At 71.8% G+C, this 14,689-nt stretch carries 12 protein-coding genes; 3 read left to right on the top strand and 9 right to left on the bottom strand.

Annotated elements, in window-relative coordinates:
- Nucleotides 1–112 precede the first annotated feature (112 nt).
- The 8 genes from ACFYVJ_RS21695 to ACFYVJ_RS21660 form a co-directional block, all read right to left on the bottom strand.
- Complete coding sequence (locus ACFYVJ_RS21695) at nucleotides 113–2,344, bottom strand: MMPL family transporter (protein ID WP_388893778.1); 2,232 nt, start codon at nucleotides 2,342–2,344, stop codon at nucleotides 113–115.
- A 57-nt stretch (nucleotides 2,345–2,401) separates the two neighbouring features.
- A complete protein-coding gene (locus tag ACFYVJ_RS21690) occupies nucleotides 2,402–3,400 on the bottom strand; it encodes an alpha/beta hydrolase (protein WP_388893776.1) in 999 nt (332 codons plus the stop codon).
- Entirely contained in the window at nucleotides 3,400–4,875 is a 1,476-nt protein-coding gene (locus ACFYVJ_RS21685) for an NAD(P)/FAD-dependent oxidoreductase (RefSeq protein ID WP_388893774.1), read from the bottom strand. The genes ACFYVJ_RS21690 and ACFYVJ_RS21685 overlap by 1 nt, the downstream gene beginning before the upstream one ends.
- Nucleotides 4,876–4,880: 5 nt before the next feature.
- A complete protein-coding gene (locus tag ACFYVJ_RS21680) occupies nucleotides 4,881–5,861 on the bottom strand; it encodes an NAD-dependent epimerase/dehydratase family protein (RefSeq protein ID WP_388893772.1) in 981 nt (326 codons plus the stop codon).
- Complete coding sequence (locus ACFYVJ_RS21675) at nucleotides 5,858–7,120, bottom strand: nucleotide sugar dehydrogenase (protein WP_388893770.1); 1,263 nt, start codon at nucleotides 7,118–7,120, stop codon at nucleotides 5,858–5,860. Before ACFYVJ_RS21675 ends, ACFYVJ_RS21680 begins: the two co-directional genes overlap by 4 nt.
- A gap of 42 nt (nucleotides 7,121–7,162) precedes the next feature.
- Nucleotides 7,163–8,779 carry a class I adenylate-forming enzyme family protein gene (locus tag ACFYVJ_RS21670; protein ID WP_388893768.1) on the bottom strand — a complete coding sequence of 539 codons (1,617 nt, stop codon included), beginning with the start codon at nucleotides 8,777–8,779 and terminating at the stop codon, nucleotides 7,163–7,165.
- Nucleotides 8,780–8,806: 27 nt separating this feature from the next.
- Nucleotides 8,807–9,757, bottom strand: a complete 951-nt coding sequence (locus ACFYVJ_RS21665; protein ID WP_388893766.1) for a UbiA family prenyltransferase — start codon at nucleotides 9,755–9,757, stop codon at nucleotides 8,807–8,809.
- Between the two features lie 687 nt (nucleotides 9,758–10,444).
- Nucleotides 10,445–11,104 carry a glycoside hydrolase family 25 protein gene (locus tag ACFYVJ_RS21660; protein ID WP_388893764.1) on the bottom strand — a complete coding sequence of 220 codons (660 nt, stop codon included), beginning with the start codon at nucleotides 11,102–11,104 and terminating at the stop codon, nucleotides 10,445–10,447.
- 293 nt (nucleotides 11,105–11,397) lie between these two features.
- Between ACFYVJ_RS21660 and ACFYVJ_RS21655 the strand changes: the two genes are divergently transcribed.
- From ACFYVJ_RS21655 to ACFYVJ_RS21645, 3 genes are all read left to right on the top strand, one after another.
- A complete protein-coding gene (locus ACFYVJ_RS21655; protein ID WP_388893762.1) occupies nucleotides 11,398–11,727 on the top strand; it encodes a hypothetical protein in 330 nt (109 codons plus the stop codon).
- Complete coding sequence (locus ACFYVJ_RS21650) at nucleotides 11,724–11,930, top strand: hypothetical protein (RefSeq protein WP_101424770.1); 207 nt, start codon at nucleotides 11,724–11,726, stop codon at nucleotides 11,928–11,930. The genes ACFYVJ_RS21655 and ACFYVJ_RS21650 overlap by 4 nt, the downstream gene beginning before the upstream one ends.
- 87 nt (nucleotides 11,931–12,017) lie before the next feature.
- Nucleotides 12,018–12,773, top strand: coding sequence for an MBL fold metallo-hydrolase (locus tag ACFYVJ_RS21645; RefSeq protein ID WP_388893760.1), 756 nt, complete (start codon nucleotides 12,018–12,020; stop codon nucleotides 12,771–12,773).
- Between the two features lie 48 nt (nucleotides 12,774–12,821).
- On the opposite strand, the gene ACFYVJ_RS21640 is transcribed toward ACFYVJ_RS21645, so the two are convergent.
- Nucleotides 12,822–14,225, bottom strand: coding sequence for a pyridoxal phosphate-dependent decarboxylase family protein (locus ACFYVJ_RS21640; protein ID WP_388893758.1), 1,404 nt, complete (start codon nucleotides 14,223–14,225; stop codon nucleotides 12,822–12,824).
- Nucleotides 14,226–14,689 lie beyond the last annotated feature (464 nt).

Genomic DNA, 14,689 nt, shown 5'->3' with positions numbered 1-14,689 from the left:
GAGGTGCCGGGGCGGCGGCCCGGGTGGGGGCGTACGGCGCCCACCCGGGCCGCCGGGCACCGCGGTTCCCCAGGGAGCCGGGCGGCGCGGTGAGCGGCCGTACGAGGTGGTGCTACTGCTTCTGCGCGGCCAAGGAGGCGTCGGTGTCGGTGCCGGTGGCGGCCGGCGCCGGGGCCAGGTCCTCCCCCTCCCTGATGCCGAAGCGGGTGTGCAGCGCCTTGAGGGGCTTGGGCGCCCACCAGTTGGCGCTGCCCATGAGCTTCATGAACGCGGGCAGCAGACCGCCCCGGATGAGCGTGGCGTCCATGACGATGGCCAGGGCCATGCCGATGCCGATGGCCTTCATATAGCTGATGCCCGAGGTGAGCAGGACCAGGAAGACCAGCGACAGCAGCAGCGCGGCGTAGGTCACCACCTTGCCGACCCGCTCCAGTCCGGAGGCGACCGCCAGCTCGTTGTCACCGGTGCGGTCGTACTCCTCCTTGATGCGGGAGATCATGAAGACTTCGTAGTCCATCGACAGGGCGAAGGCCATGGCGAAGATCATGATCGGCGCCGTCCAGGTGATGCCTCCGGTTTCGACGAAGTCGCCGACCAGCCACATCAGGTTGCCGTCCTGGAAGATGAACACCAGCGCGCCGAAGGTGGCGGTGAGGCTGAGCGCGGTGAGCACCATCGCCTTGAGCGGCAGCAGGATGCTCCCGGTCAGCAGGAACAGCAGGATGAACATGATCACGAAGAGGATCGCGCCGGCGATCGGCAGCCGGTCCACGAGCGTGTCGAACGTGTCCGTGCTCACGGCCGCCTGCCCGCCGACCTGCACGTCGAACGGCGCCTTCGCCGCCCGGACGTCCTCGACCAGCTCGGTGCCGGCGTCCGAGTACGGGTCCGCGGCGGGGATCATCGAGAAGTACACGCCGTCGTCCACCGCGAACCGGGCGGAAGCCGGGCCGGGTTCGGCGGCGAGCTGCCCGTCCTCGTACGTGCCGGTGAGGGTGTCCACCCGGGTGGCGCCGGGCAGTTGGGACAGCCGCTTGGCGTAGTCGTCGATCTCGCCGGTCTGCTGGTCCGGTGCGCCGGTGTTCGTGGCGACGATCTGGACCGGCTGCTGCTCACGGGAGTCGAAGTCCTCCCGCAGCACCGTGGCGACCTCGGCGGACTGGGCGTCCGTGGCGAGCACGCTCTCGTCCGGAAGCCGCAGGTTCATGTTGAGGGCGGGCAGGCCGAGGGGGATGACGATGGCGAGGACCAGCACGGTCACCGCGAGGGGGCGGCGCATCACGCCGGTCGCCAGCTTGTGCCAGGAACCGCCGCCGTCCTCGGACGGGTCGGACTTGCGCCGGATCAGACGCCACTTCTCGATCCGCGGGCCGAGCCACTTCAGCAGCCCCGGCAGCAGGACCACCGTGAGGAACGCGGCCAGCAGCGAGGTGACGATGCAGCCGATGGCCAGCGACCTCATCATGGTGAACGGCAGCGCCAGCAGCCCCAGGAAGGCGGCGGCGACGGTGAACGCCGAGAACAGCACCGTCCGGCCCGCGGTGTGCAGGGTGGTGCTGATCGCCTCGCCGATCTCCTTGCCCCGGCGCAGTTCCTCGCGGTACCGGGTGACGAAGAGCAGGCTGTAGTCGATGCCGAGGCCGATGCCCAGGAACGTGGTCGTGTTGACCACCACGTTGGAGGTGTCGGTGAGGAACGTGATGCCGAACAGCACGCCCATCGACGTCAGCATCGCGCATATCGCCACGGAGAGCGGCAGCAGGGCGGCCACGACGCCGCCGAAGATGATGATGAGAACGAGAAGCACGAGCGGGAAGACCATGAATTCGGCCTTGGTCGCGTCCTCGGCGGCCTTGGTGGTGTTCTCCAGCCACATCATGGCGGAGCCGCCGGTGGTCACCTCGAGGCCGTCCACCTTGCCGGTGTAGTCCTCGTCGAGCTTCTCCACCCGGTCGATGACGTCGTCGAAGTCGCCGGTGATCCGGCCGAGGACGAGGGCCTGTTCGCCCGACTCCCCGCGCAGCGCGGGGGCCTGCTCGGAAGACCAGTAGGACACCACGTTGGTGACGTCCGCTTCGTCCGCCAGCTTCTCGGTGAGCCGGCCGCCGGCCGCCGCCACCTCCGGGTCGTCCACGCCGCGGGCGTCCTCGACGACGAGCGCGAGGTTGGGCTCCCCCTGCTCGAACGTCTTCTCCAGCTCCTGGGCCGCCTTGTAGGACTCGGTGCCGGTGGACTCGTATCCGCCCATGGTCAGCCGGTCCTGCAACCCCGCCGAAGCGCCACCGAAGAGGAAGACGACCAGTAAGGTCAGTCCCACCACCTTCTTCGGTGACGTGAGCGCCATGCGCGTCAGTCGATCAAACATCACTTACCTTTCGCATCATCAACTCCGCCACGGGAACTACCCGGAGAGCTTCCGGTCCACCCAGTCCCGGACGATGGCGTAGCTGTCGGTGGCATTTCGGTGAACGTTCAATGAATGACCCGCGCCCGGGATGACGTGTGCCTCCAGCTCCGACTCCGCCGCGTAGAAGTCCGCCTCAAAGGCGAGTACGGCTTCGCCCGTTGCCGCGAAATCGACGTCCGCACTGCTGAACAAGGCGTCATGCTCTCCCACCACCAACAAGACCGGGACCTTGACCGCACGGGAATGCTCGGGCAGATAGGTCTTTGGCAGGCTCTCACCCTCGCCGAGGGTGGCGGTGGACTTGATCTTTTCGTTATGGGCGGAGAGCTCCGGGTCCATGCCGTCGGCGTGCTCCAGCATCCGGGCGCGCAGACCGGGGCGTTGGGTCATGTACCACTGCGGCAGGGAGGCGTCGTTCAGGACCGGGTCCTGGGAGCCCGGGTGGAAGAAGTTGATGACCTCGTCGTAGAGCGGCGAGGTCGTGTGCAGCATGCCGGTGACCACGAGCGCGTCGATGTCGGCGTGTGCGGCTGCTTCCATGATGGCGATGCCCGCGCCGTAGGAGTGCCCGACCGAGACGATCTTGCTGAAGGAGTGCCCTGCCGGGGTGCCGGAGCGGAGCTGCTGCATCACGTGATGGATGGTCTCGACGTGGCTGTCCGCGTGGAGTTGTGTCGCCGGGGGCCTGCTGCTCGCTCCCGTTCCCACCCGGTCCAGCAGCAACACCGCGTATCCGGCTCGGAGCATATGGTCACAGTAGTCGTACTCGCCCGGCACCTGCCAGTAGCGCCTGTCGTAGGTGAGGCCGGGCAGCAGCACCTGGACGGTGTCGGCGCCGCCCTCGGGTATGACGAGCTGCGCGCTCAGCACCCATTCGTTCTCCGGGTCGGCACTCGTCCGGATGCGGAACGTCAGATCCTCGGTAATGTGGCCGGTTTCCGATGCCTCACCCGGCGTCATATCCGGCGCTTTGTCTGTGGACTGAGTCGACATCAGCTACTCCTTGTTTTCCGGTTGGCGGGCGAAGAGATCGCCCGGTCGTCCGCTCCGGGAGCGGACGTGGCCCCGTGCGGGGCGCGCGGGGGGTCGGCGGACACGGGTCCGCGTGCCCCGCGCACCGCCGACCTGAGCACGCGCGGGCGGAACACCGCGGTCGGCGCGGCCAGGAGCTGGGCCAGCTCCAGCACCACCCGGGCCGCGTCGTGGTCGGTCGGCGCGGCGGCGCCGACGCGGTCGACGTAGCGCATGCCGAGCCGGGTCGGCAGATCGGGCGGGCTGGCCTCGGCGGCCCAGGGGTAGTGCAGGTCGATGGCGGTGGCCAACTGCCAGGCGACGGCGACCTGCTTGGCCAGGGCGCGGCGGATGCGCTGGGTGCCGCCGTCGGCTATCCCGCGGCTTTCCAGCATCCTGTCGAGGAGCAGCGCGCTCTGCACCGCGACGGACATCCCCTGCCCGTACGAGGGGTTGAAGGCCGCCAGCGCGTCGCCGATCACCAGGAACCGGTCGGGCCAGCGGCGCAGCTTCTCGAAGTGGCGCCACCGGTTCTCGGTGCGGCCCGAGCCGTACACCGGGCCGACCGGGGTCGCGTCCTTGATGGCCTCGTACACCACGGGGTGGCGGAGCGACTTGGCGCCTTCGAGCATCCCCTCGTGGTCGGTGGGCGGGCGGTTGCCGCCGCTGGCGGAGACCGAGACCATCCAGCGCCCGTCCTCGATGGGGTTGAGGATGCCCTGTTTGGGGTTCTCGGGGGTGGCCAGCAGCAGGATGCACTTCCAGTCGGCGGCGTGGCCGGCGGGAGGCTCGTAGACGGTGGTGCCGTAGGCGGTCTTGGCGTCCACCACGCTCTCGGCGGGCTTGTCGTAGCCCAGTTCGCCGAGCCACTGCGGTGCACGGGACTTGCGTCCGGCCGCGTCGACGACGAACTCCGCGGCCATCGCCTCCGGTTCGCCCCAGCCGCCCTTGGCGTCCTTGTCCTTGGCGCGTACGCGGACGCCGCCGACCGAGTCGCCGGGGCCGCGCTGCAGGCCGACCACCTCGTGCTCCTGGAGGAAGGTCACCTTCGGCTCGGCCCCCAGCCGGTCCCTGACGACCGCGTCGACGATGTCGCGGGTGCCCGTCATCATCGTCATGCCGGTCTCGAACCGGGGCATCCAGCCGCCGGGCGCGAGCATGAGCATGTCCTCGGGCACCCGAACCGACACCATCTGCGCGTCGAGCAGCTCCTGCTGGATCCCGGGGAACAGCCGGCCCAGGCCCTGGTGCCCGGCGGCCATCAGGTTGTGCGCGTGCCGCGACTGCGCGACTCCCGGACGCCACTGCGCATCACTGGGCAGCTTGTCCCGCTCGATGACGGTGACCCGCTCCATGTGCCGGGCCAGCACGGCGGCGGCGGTGAGCCCGGCGAGGCTGGAGCCGATCACGATGGCGTGGCCCGCACCGTTCCGCGTGCCGCTCAGGTTCCTACTCATCTGCCTCACCTTCCGCGCTGCTTCGTGGAGGAGCCGTCTCGTGGGGACAAGGCCGCGCCGGCCGCGAGGGCCTCCAGGGTTCCGGGCAGGCCGTCGGCCACGGTGGGGTGGGCCGGCACCCAGCCGAGGTCCGCGCGTGCGCGGCGGTTGGACACGCGGTACGACGTCATGAGCGAGGTGGCCACCGGGCGGCCCAGTGCCAGGGAGGCGGCGAATCCCGGCACCCCCGACACCCGCGAGACACCCATCTCGCGGGCGATGGCGCGGGTGAACTCGGCGAGCGGCAGCGGTTCGTCGTCGACCAGGTTGTAGCCGCTGCCCGCCGGCGCCCGGTCCAGCGCGGCCAGGTAGCCGGCGGCCAGGTCGGACAGGTGGACGCAACTCCAGTGGTTCCGGCCGTCGCCTGGGTGGCGCAGCCGGCCGGCGCGCCCCTGGTCATAGAACGCGGCCTTGAAGTTGCCGCCGGGGCCGTACACGAAGCCGGCGTAGAGCACCACGGAATCCAGGCCCCGCGCCGTCAGGGCGCGCAGCCGGGCGGCGCCGTCCGCGTGGCCGGCGCCCAGCGGCGCGGGGGTGTGCGGGGTGGACTCGTCGATCCACTCGGCGCCGTGGTCCCCGTACACAAACGTTCCGGCGGCGTACAGCAGCCGGTTGCCGGCCTTCAGGCAGGCATCGGCCAGGGCGTCGGACATCACCCGGTCCGCCTCGCGCATCACGGCGAGCGTGGTCTTCGACATCCGGCCGCGGAAGCGGATCTGGGCCGCGTGCACCACGGCGTCCACGTCGTCCACGAGCGGCACGTACGTCTCCGGGCGCAGCATGTCGCCGGTGTGCAGCCGGGCGCCGGCCCCGGCGAGTTCCTCCGCCCGCGACGTGTCGCGTACCAGCGCCGTCACCTCGCGGCCCGCGGCGAGCAGCGCCCGGGTCACCGCGCCGCCGATGAAGCCGGTCGCGCCGGTGACCAGGATGCGCTGCGGCCCGCTCACAGGTGCTCCACCGTCGGGCCCGCGGGCAGCCGGCGCCGGCAGTCCAGGACGTACGGGGCGTGCTCGACGACCAGGTCGTAGTCGAACGAGGAGTGATCGGTGATCAGCAGCACCGCGTCGGCCTGCTCGATCTCCTCGGGGACCAGCTCGGCCCGCATCACCCGGTCGTCGATGGCGATCGGCTCGACCACGTGCGGGTCCACCGCGCGCACCTTCGCGCCCATCCGCAGCATGGCCTCGATGACCCGCACCGCCGGCGACTCCCGGGCGTCGCCCGTGTCCGCCTTGTACGCGAGCCCCAGCACCAGGACCCGGGCGCCGTTGACCGACATCCGCCGCTCGTTGAGCGCCGAGATCAGCCGCTGGACGACGTAGCCGGGCATGTGGTCGTTGACGTCGTTGGCCAGCTCCACGAAGCGGAAGCGCTGCCCCAGGGCCCGGTTGACGCGCCAGGACAGGTAGACCGGGTCCACCGGCAGGCAGTGGCCGCCGACTCCGGGACCCGGGGTGAACCGCATGAAGCCGAAGGGCTTGGTCGAGGCCGTGTCGATGGCCTCCCACACGTCGATCCCGAGTTCCCGCGCGAAGATCGCCAGCTCGTTCACCAGGGCGATGTTGACGTGGCGGAAGGTGTTCTCCACCAGCTTGGTCAGCTCGGCGACCCGGGTGGAGCCGACCGGGACGGTGTTCTCGATGAGCCCGCCGTAGAAGTCGTCGACGGCCGTCAGCGACTTCTCGTTCACTCCGGAGACGACCTTGGGCGTACGGTCCAGGGTCCAGGTGCGGTTGCCCGGGTCGATCCGCTCCGGGCTGTAGCCGAGCTGGAAGTCCTCGCCCGCGGTCAGTCCCGAACTCTCTTCGAGGATCGGGGCGACCAGTTCCTCGGTGGTCCCCGGGTACGTGGTCGACTCCAGCACGACGGTGGCGCCGCGGCGCAGGAAGCGCCCCACCATGCCCGTCGCCGACTCGATGTGCCGGAGGTCGGGCGCCCCCTCCCGCAGCGGCGTGGGGACGCTGATGACCGCGACGTCGAAGCCGTCGATCTGCTTCTCGTCGGTGGTGGGCCGGTAGTTGCCCGACGCCAGCGCACTCGCGAGCCGTTCCGGTGCGATGTCCTCGACGAAGGACTCGCCGGCGCACAACCTCTTGACCCGCTCCTCACTGACGTCGAAGCCGACGACCGTGTTGCCCGCTTCTGCAGCCAGCATGGCGAGCGGGAGACCGACGTAGCCCTGGCCCATGATGACGATCTTCTTCATCGCCTGGTCCGTTCTCTGGTGGCGGTTGAGGTGACGGTCCGCTCAGGTCCAGCGGCCGGAGCCGTACGTGGCCTGGGAGCCGAGCACTTGCTGGCGCAGGTCGAACCGCCGGACCTTCCAGGTGCCGGTGCGGGGGAACTCGTCCCAGTCGATGATCTTCGGCTCGGCGAGCTCGGGAAGTCCCTCGGTGGCCTCGCTCCACTCCTCCTTGCCGAGCGTGCCGCCGGACAGGCTGATCACCGGGACGGGCAGGCCGCCGGGGTTGCCGAGCACGATCACCTCGGTGGACCGCTTCAGCCGCTCCAGCAGGATGCTCTCCAGCTCGATGCCGCTCGTCCCCGGAATGACGTCCACCTCGCGGTCGAGGATCCGCAGCAGCCCGGTCCTGGACCGCACGCCGATGTCGCCGGTGTTCCACCACCCGTCCCACTTCTTCTCCCGGTGCCGCTCGTCCTCACCGAGGTAGGTGAGGCACAGGCCCTTGGTGCGCACCAGGACGAGCCCCTGCTTCCCACGGGCCACCGGCTTGCGGGTCTCCGGGTCGGCCAGCCGGATCCGGGTGACGAACGGAACGGGCCTGCCCACGTTGCTGGTCACCGGGTTCAGCGCGCCCGCGTTCTTGCGGATCTTGTTCCGCGAGTAGAGCGCCATCGCCACCGGGCCCGTCTCGCTCTGGCCCCACACCTGCCCCCACACGGGCCGGCTCCGCTGACTGGCCTCCATGAACTTGCGCACCGTGGAGGGGTGGATGGCGTCGAAGGTGTTGAGGTACGCCCGGATCTGGCTGAACGCCTCCGGGTCGCTCTCGGTGAGCGGCTCCCAGCGCTGGTAGAGGTTGGGGCAGGTCTCCAGGACCGTGGGCCGGTGCTTCTTCAGCGTCTCGGCGACGAGCTGCGGCTCCGAGCCGCCGAGGACCACCACCTTCTTGGGCGGCCTGGCCAGTTGGGCGTACGTCCAGGTGATCGCGCGCCCGTGGACGAAGGCGATGCAGGAGGCGAACACGTCGTCCTTGCCCACCGCGAGCCCCGGTATGGGCAGCGTCTCCAGCTTGGTCAGGACGCCGATCAGGGTGTTGGCCGAGTGCGCGACCAGCTTGGGCACGCCGGTGGTGCCCGAGGTGTGCGTGCAGATCATGGGCTCGTCGTCGGCCCTCAGATCCATCGGGGGCACGTCGGCGCCGGCGAGGTCCGCCAGGGCGAGCGATCCCGGCGAGAGCGAGGTGTCGCCCTCGATCGCGACCACCTGGGTCTTCTCGCCGGTCATCGTCACACCCGCGGCCGCCCCGGCGGCGAGCACCGAGTCCGAGGCGATGAAGACGCGGGGGTCGAAGCGCTCCATCATGGTGGCGAGCGTCGCGGGCGCGACGGAGGTGGAGATCATCGCCGGGAGCGCGCCGATACGGGCGGCCGCGGCCGCCAGCAGCACGACGTCGTGGTGGTTCTCCTTGACGATGGCCAGCCGGTCACCGCGCCGCAGGCCCGCCTCCCGGAGCCGCCCGGACATGTCGGCCACCAGCCGCGCCAGCCCCGAGACGTCGTACTCCCGGCCGCCGTCGGGCGCGATGTCGAAGGGACGGTCGAGGCTCCACTGCGGCGTCTCCGCGCCGGCGTAGGACTCGAGCAGGCCGCCGAGGTTCTTCGGACGTGGTGCTTTCTTCATGATCCACCTTGCTTTCCCCGAAGTGGGTCAGACGGCGAACAGGTTGGCGACGATGATCAGGACCACACCGAGCCGGTGCGCCTGACCGCCGAGCTTCCGGGCTTTGAGGGGGTCGTGCCGGACCAGTCCTGTCGCCATCTGGACGACGCGCACCGCGACCAGCGGGACGAGGAAGAACCCGAACCACCACGGCACGGCGCCGAGGGCGCAGGCGAGCACGATGACGGCGGTCTCGGACAGGCTCAGCACGGCGATGACCCCCCGGTACACGGGGGCGGGGAGCATGATCGCGAGGTTCCTGCGGCCGGCGGCCCGGTCGCCGTCGACGTCGTTGATGTTGGAGTAGACCGAGACCAGCAGGCTCCACAGGCCGAAGAGGTACGCCTCCATGGCCACGATGCCGGTCAGCTCCCCGTGGGTCAGGCCGTAGGGGATCAGCACCACCAGACCGGTGCTCAGCAGCAGCACCAGCTCCTGCCCGCCCCGGTAGCTCAGCCGCAGGCCGTACGAGTACTGCACGCTGATGAAGACGAGGAAGACCGTCAGCAGCAGGACCCAGGTGGGCCGGTGCGGCGAGGTCAGCACCGCGAGACCCAGCCAGACGAGGCCGGTGAGCAGCGCGGCGTAGCCGAACCGTACGGCCTCCCGCTCGGTCAGCCGGCCGTCGAGGAGCGGCTTGCGCTTGCGGCTGCGCAACTGCCCCTGCTCGGGGTCGTAGTTGAACTGGTCGCTGCCGTCCCGGAAGCCCGTGACGTCGTCGAAGGCGACGGTCGCGGCGCAGACGCCCACCCAGCCCAGGGTGAGCACGGCCAGCGTCCACACGGTGACCGGGTCGTCCCGGGTCCCGGGTGGCAGCATCGTCCACACCACGAAAGCGGACAGGTAGTAGTCGAAGAACGACAGCTTCGCCAGGCTGACGAAGGCGCTCAGCCTCTTCCCGGGCGGCGCCGCCCGTCCTTCTTGCAGGGTCTCGCTCATGAGATACCTCTGCTTCCAGGCCGTCAGGCAGTCAGTGGCCTGCGGCCGGTGGTGGATATCAGGACCGGGCCGCGGAACGGGCGGCTGAACGCGGAGAAGGTCCATGGCGGTTGGGGGGCCGTCGCCTGGGAGCAGCAGGGCACCCGGGGGGTGCCGCCCTGGGCCGGTGTCGTCGCACCTGTCACGCTCTTCCCTTCCAGACGTACGGACGGACTGCTGCGCCCGGCTCCCGGGGAGTACTCGGCCCGGGTGCGCGGGAAGGCAGCCGGAGCCGGATCTGGAACAGGTGGTCCCGGATGACGTGCCCGCGCCCGGCGAGTATCCAAAGCAGTCCATGGACGGGACTAAAGCCGCTGCTCACAGGCCCTGTCGGCACGCGGACACGCGGGAGGGGCCGATTCCGGCGGCTTCCTGGCCGCGGGGGAGAGGGCGGGAAGGCGTACGACCGGCAAGCGATCCGGCCGGGGGCGCGGGCGGCGGTTTACGCGGAGACGCGTGTGCTTCCGGTCCGCGGAACCGGCAGGTTCCGCGGACCGGAAGCGATCTTCGTTCTCGGGTTGTCCCGGTGGAGTCCGGCGGATCGGGCGGATGCCTCGCGGCGGCCCGCCGCCAGGGTCTGTCCTCAATCTCGCGTCGTTCGCGCCGCAGACGGGAGATCGAAGACGGACCCCAGGTCCGCCGCACCCCTCATTCCGGGTCTTCGGCTCCGCCTCCGGCCGCGGTCCCGGCCGGCTGCCCGGCCTCCGTCCCGGCCTCGGCCGGGTCCGCCGTGAGCTTCGCGTCGAACCGCTCCCGCGCCCACGAGCGCAGCGCGGAACGTGAGCCGAAGCGGCCCACGTTCGTGTCGATCGGCGACGACGTGTACTGGTGGAAGCGCCACGACGCCTGGATGTCCGGCTTGCCGGGCTTGCCGTTGTACTGGGCGATCCAGAGACCGTCGCCGGCGTAGCTGGTGGTGTCGCGGTTGAGCCAGAAGTCGCGGTTGCAGTAGAGGAGCACCTTGTGCCGCGGGCGCAGCCGCTTCACCTCCTTGATGAAGGCGTCCTTCTCCTTGTTGCTGGCCGCGGTGCCCTCGCTGGTGTGCTCCCAGTCGCAGGCGAGCATGTCGCCCGGCTTCTCCTTCGCCTTGTCGACGAAGTACTGGGCCTGCGCCTTGATGTTGCCCGGCCAGAGGAAGTGGTAGAAGCCCAGGACCAGGCCCGCCTCGCGGCCGTGCGTGGCCTGGTCGCCCTGCTTGGGGTTGACGTAGCTGCGGCCTTCCGACGCCTTGACGAAGACGAAGTTCATGCCCCGCGTGGAGTAGTTGCCTGACTGGTGCGAACTGACGTCGATGCCCTTGATGGTCATCACTCGTCCCTTTCGAGTGGGGGTCGGGACGGGACGGTGGCCGAATCCCTCGCGCTATCCCTTGCTGTCCTTGCCGTCTCTTGCGTTTCTCCCCTCATCCCCGTTGCGGGCGCCGCGCAAGCGCCGCCGTCGGATCGCGCGTGCCCCGAGTGCGCCCCCAAGGGGCCGCCGCGCCGGGGGAGTTCGATGCGGAAGAGGGCGTTCAGGTTGTGGTTCAGGATGCCGCTGTGCGGGCATCTCCCGTGTGAGAAGGCCGCTTTACCCGTGGTGGCCGCAGATCGGGGGATCTGACCATGAATCTCTACATCTCTGTGTTACGTACCCTCGTGCCCCTGCTCGTCGGCTGGGTCGTGACCGCGGCCGGTGCCTTCGGCGTCGACGCCGACTCCACGACCGTGACCGCCGGGGTCACCGCGCTGGTCACCGCCGTGTACTACGCGGTGTTCCGGGCGCTGGAGGAGTGGGCGGCGAAGCGGGACTGGAAGCCGCTGCGTCTCGTCGCGGGCGTGCTGCTGGGATGGGCGCGACCGCCGGAGTACCCGGCGCGGGCGTCCGCGGCGCGGCAGCCCGCGGCGCCGGTGGCCGCCGTACCGCCGCCCGACGCCGAGGGGCGGCCGGCGTGAGCGGGGCCGACTGGATCTGGGGCGGACTGCTCGCCCTCGGCGCGGTGGTGGAGGTCATTGCCCTGCGCACGCCGCAGAAGGGCGACACCCTCTCGGAGCGCACCCGGGCGTGGTTCCGGGTGCGTACGCCGGTGGGCAAGGCGGTCTTCGTCGCGGCCTGGGTGGGCTTCGCGGGCTGGTTCCTGGTGCATATCGCCTGGTGAAGCGGCCCGCGCGGGCATAGCCCGCGGCAGCCGTTACCGTACGCGTACAGGGGCGGATCCGCCCCTGTACGCGTAGGGAGGAACGGCATGAAGCTCACCGTGCTCGGCGGCCGGGGCGCCTGGCCGACCGCGGACGCCGCGTGCAGCGGCTATCTCGTCGAGCACGACGGGCACCGGCTGCTCCTCGACCCCGGGTACGCGGTGATGCCGCAGCTCCTGAGGCACCTGCGGCCCGAGGACGTCGACGCCGTCGTCGTCACCCACGGGCACCCCGACCACTGCGCCGACCTCAACCCACTCCTGCGCGCCCGCGCGCTCGCCGACACTCCGGCGCCCGCGCTGCCCGTGTACGCCCCGGCCGGTGCGCTCGACGCGGTGCTGGCGCTGGACCGGCCCGGGATGCTGCACGGCTCGTACGAGCTGCACGCCTTCGACCCGGCGACGGAGCCGGAGTTCACCTCCGGCCCGTTCCGCATCGGCACCCGCGCGCTGCCGCACCACGTCCCCAACGCCGGGCTGCGGCTGACGGCGGCGGGCCGGGTCCTCGCGTACACCGGTGACACCGGCCCGAGCCCGGCGCTCGCCGAACTCGCGGACGCGGCGGACCTGTTCCTCGCCGAGGCCACGTACCCGGAGGAGGTGCCGGAGGAGGACGCGCCGTACCTGTCGAGCGCCCGCCAGGCCGGCGCGCACGCGACCCGCGCGGGTGCGGCGCGGCTGCTGCTCACGCATCTGTGGCCGGGCGGCGACGAGGCGGCGGCGATCACCGCGGCGCGTCGGGGGTTCGCCGGGGAGGTGGGGGTGGCACGGCCGGGGACGGTGGTGGATCTCGGGGCGGAGTGAGGCGCCGGGCGCGGCCGGCGGAGGGACCCTCCCGGCGGTCGCGCGCCGCTACGCCCTTCGCGCCGCGTTCAGCACCGCCGCCACCGCCCGGTCCACATCCTCCGGCCCCGTACGCCAGTTGCTGAACGCCGCCCGCAAGCCGTGCGTCCCCCCGTACACCGTGGGCGTGACCACCGCCTCCCCGCTCGCCGCCACCGCCGCCGCCAGCGCCGCCACCCGCTCCCGCGTCGGCTCCGCCGCGAGCGTGAAGCACACGACGTTCAGCCGCACCGGCGCCAGCAGCCGCAGCCCGCCGCCGGAGCCGTCCGCCACCCCCGAGCCGAACTGCCGGGCCAGCGCCGCGTTGCGCTCCACCACCTCCCGGTGGCCCTCGCGCCCGTACGCCGCCAGCGTCAGCCACGCCGGCAGGGCGCGCAGGCGGCGGGAGTTCTCCGGGGTGAGGTGGACGAAGTCGGGGTCGTCGCCCGGCTGCGCCAGGTAGGCGGCGGCGTTGCGGAAGACGCGGACCTGGAGGTCCCGGCGGCGGGTGAACTGCACCGCCGCGTCGTACGGGACGTTCAGCCACTTGTGCAGGTCCACGCAGACCGAGTCCGCCGCGTCCAGCCCCGCCACCAGGTGCGCGTGCTCCGGTGACAGCGCCGCGAAGGCGCCGAACGCCGCGTCCACGTGCAGCCAGAACGGATACCGCTCCCGCAGCGCCGCGATCGCGCGCAGGTCGTCGAAGTCGACGGTGTTGACCGTGCCGCTGTTCGCCACCACGATCGCCGGCCGGCCGTCCAACGCCGCCAGCGCGGCCTCCAGTCCGGCCACGTCCACGGCCTCCCGCCCCGGCAGCAGCGGCACCTCGCGCAGCGCGCCCCGGCCGAGCCCGAGGAGCGACAGCGCCTTGGGGACGCTGGAGTGCGCCGCGCCCGACAGGACCGCGACCTCGCCCAGCGCCCCGGCCCCGGCGTCCGCGACCGAGACCCCGAGCCGTTCGCCCAGCCACTCCCGGGCCACGGCCAGCCCCACGGCGTTCGACATCGTCGCCCCGGACACGAACGCGCCCGCGTGCGCCTCGCCAAGACCGAACAACTCGCGCAGCCAGCCCACCGTCTCGCGCTCCAGGCCGGTCGCCGCGGAGTCGCCCGCGGCGACCACGTTCTGGTCGTACGCCCCCACCAGCCAGTCGCCCGCCACCGCCGCAGGTGTCGCCCCGCCGGTCACGAACCCGAGGTAGCGCGGCCCCGCGCTGCCCGACAGGCCCGGCTCCCAGCGCTCCCCGAAGCGCGCGAGCGCCGCCGCGCCCCCGGCGCCGCGCTCGGGCAGCGGCTCGTACGGGCCGGGGGCGTGCGGCGCGGGGGCGGCGACCGGGCGGTCCGCGAGGCCGCGGAGTGCGGCGGCGGCGCGGGCGCGGGCGGCGTCGAGGAGCTGGCCGAAGCGGTCGAGGTCGGCGGCGAGGGCGGGGTGCACGGGGGCCTCCTGGGCGTACGGCGGGCGGGGCTGCGGGCGGCGGGCGACGCCCGCGGGCCGCGGCGGCGGAACCGGCCGCGACCTGCGGCGATGCGTCGTGCACCGGCCACGTCTCCGTACGCTACGGGCCCGCGCCCGCCCCGGTCCGCGGCCACTTCCGCCCCACTGGACCTTGCCCGGCCGGCCTCGTGGTCCCAGGCGTCCGCGAAGCGCTGCTCGCCCTCGCCCGCTCACGCACCGTCTTCTGCCGCCGCGGCATCGCGCGCGTGGCGGTGGCGCTGCGGCTGGAGTTCGCGGGGCACGCCGAATCCGCCCGCGCGGCGGGTGCGTTGCCGCCACGCCTGCCGCGTGCCACCGACGACCGCCGTCGCACGGCCGTTGCCGGAAAGGGCCGAAGGGACTCGACCCGGGGGCGGTCGACTCCCTACCCTACTGGCCAGTTGTCACCGGGTGCCGGAGGACTT

This window comes from Streptomyces sp. NPDC004134, from assembly GCF_042874195.1.
Classification (GTDB): domain Bacteria; phylum Actinomycetota; class Actinomycetes; order Streptomycetales; family Streptomycetaceae; genus Streptomyces.
This window is presented reverse-complemented; position numbering and strand designations above follow the sequence as displayed.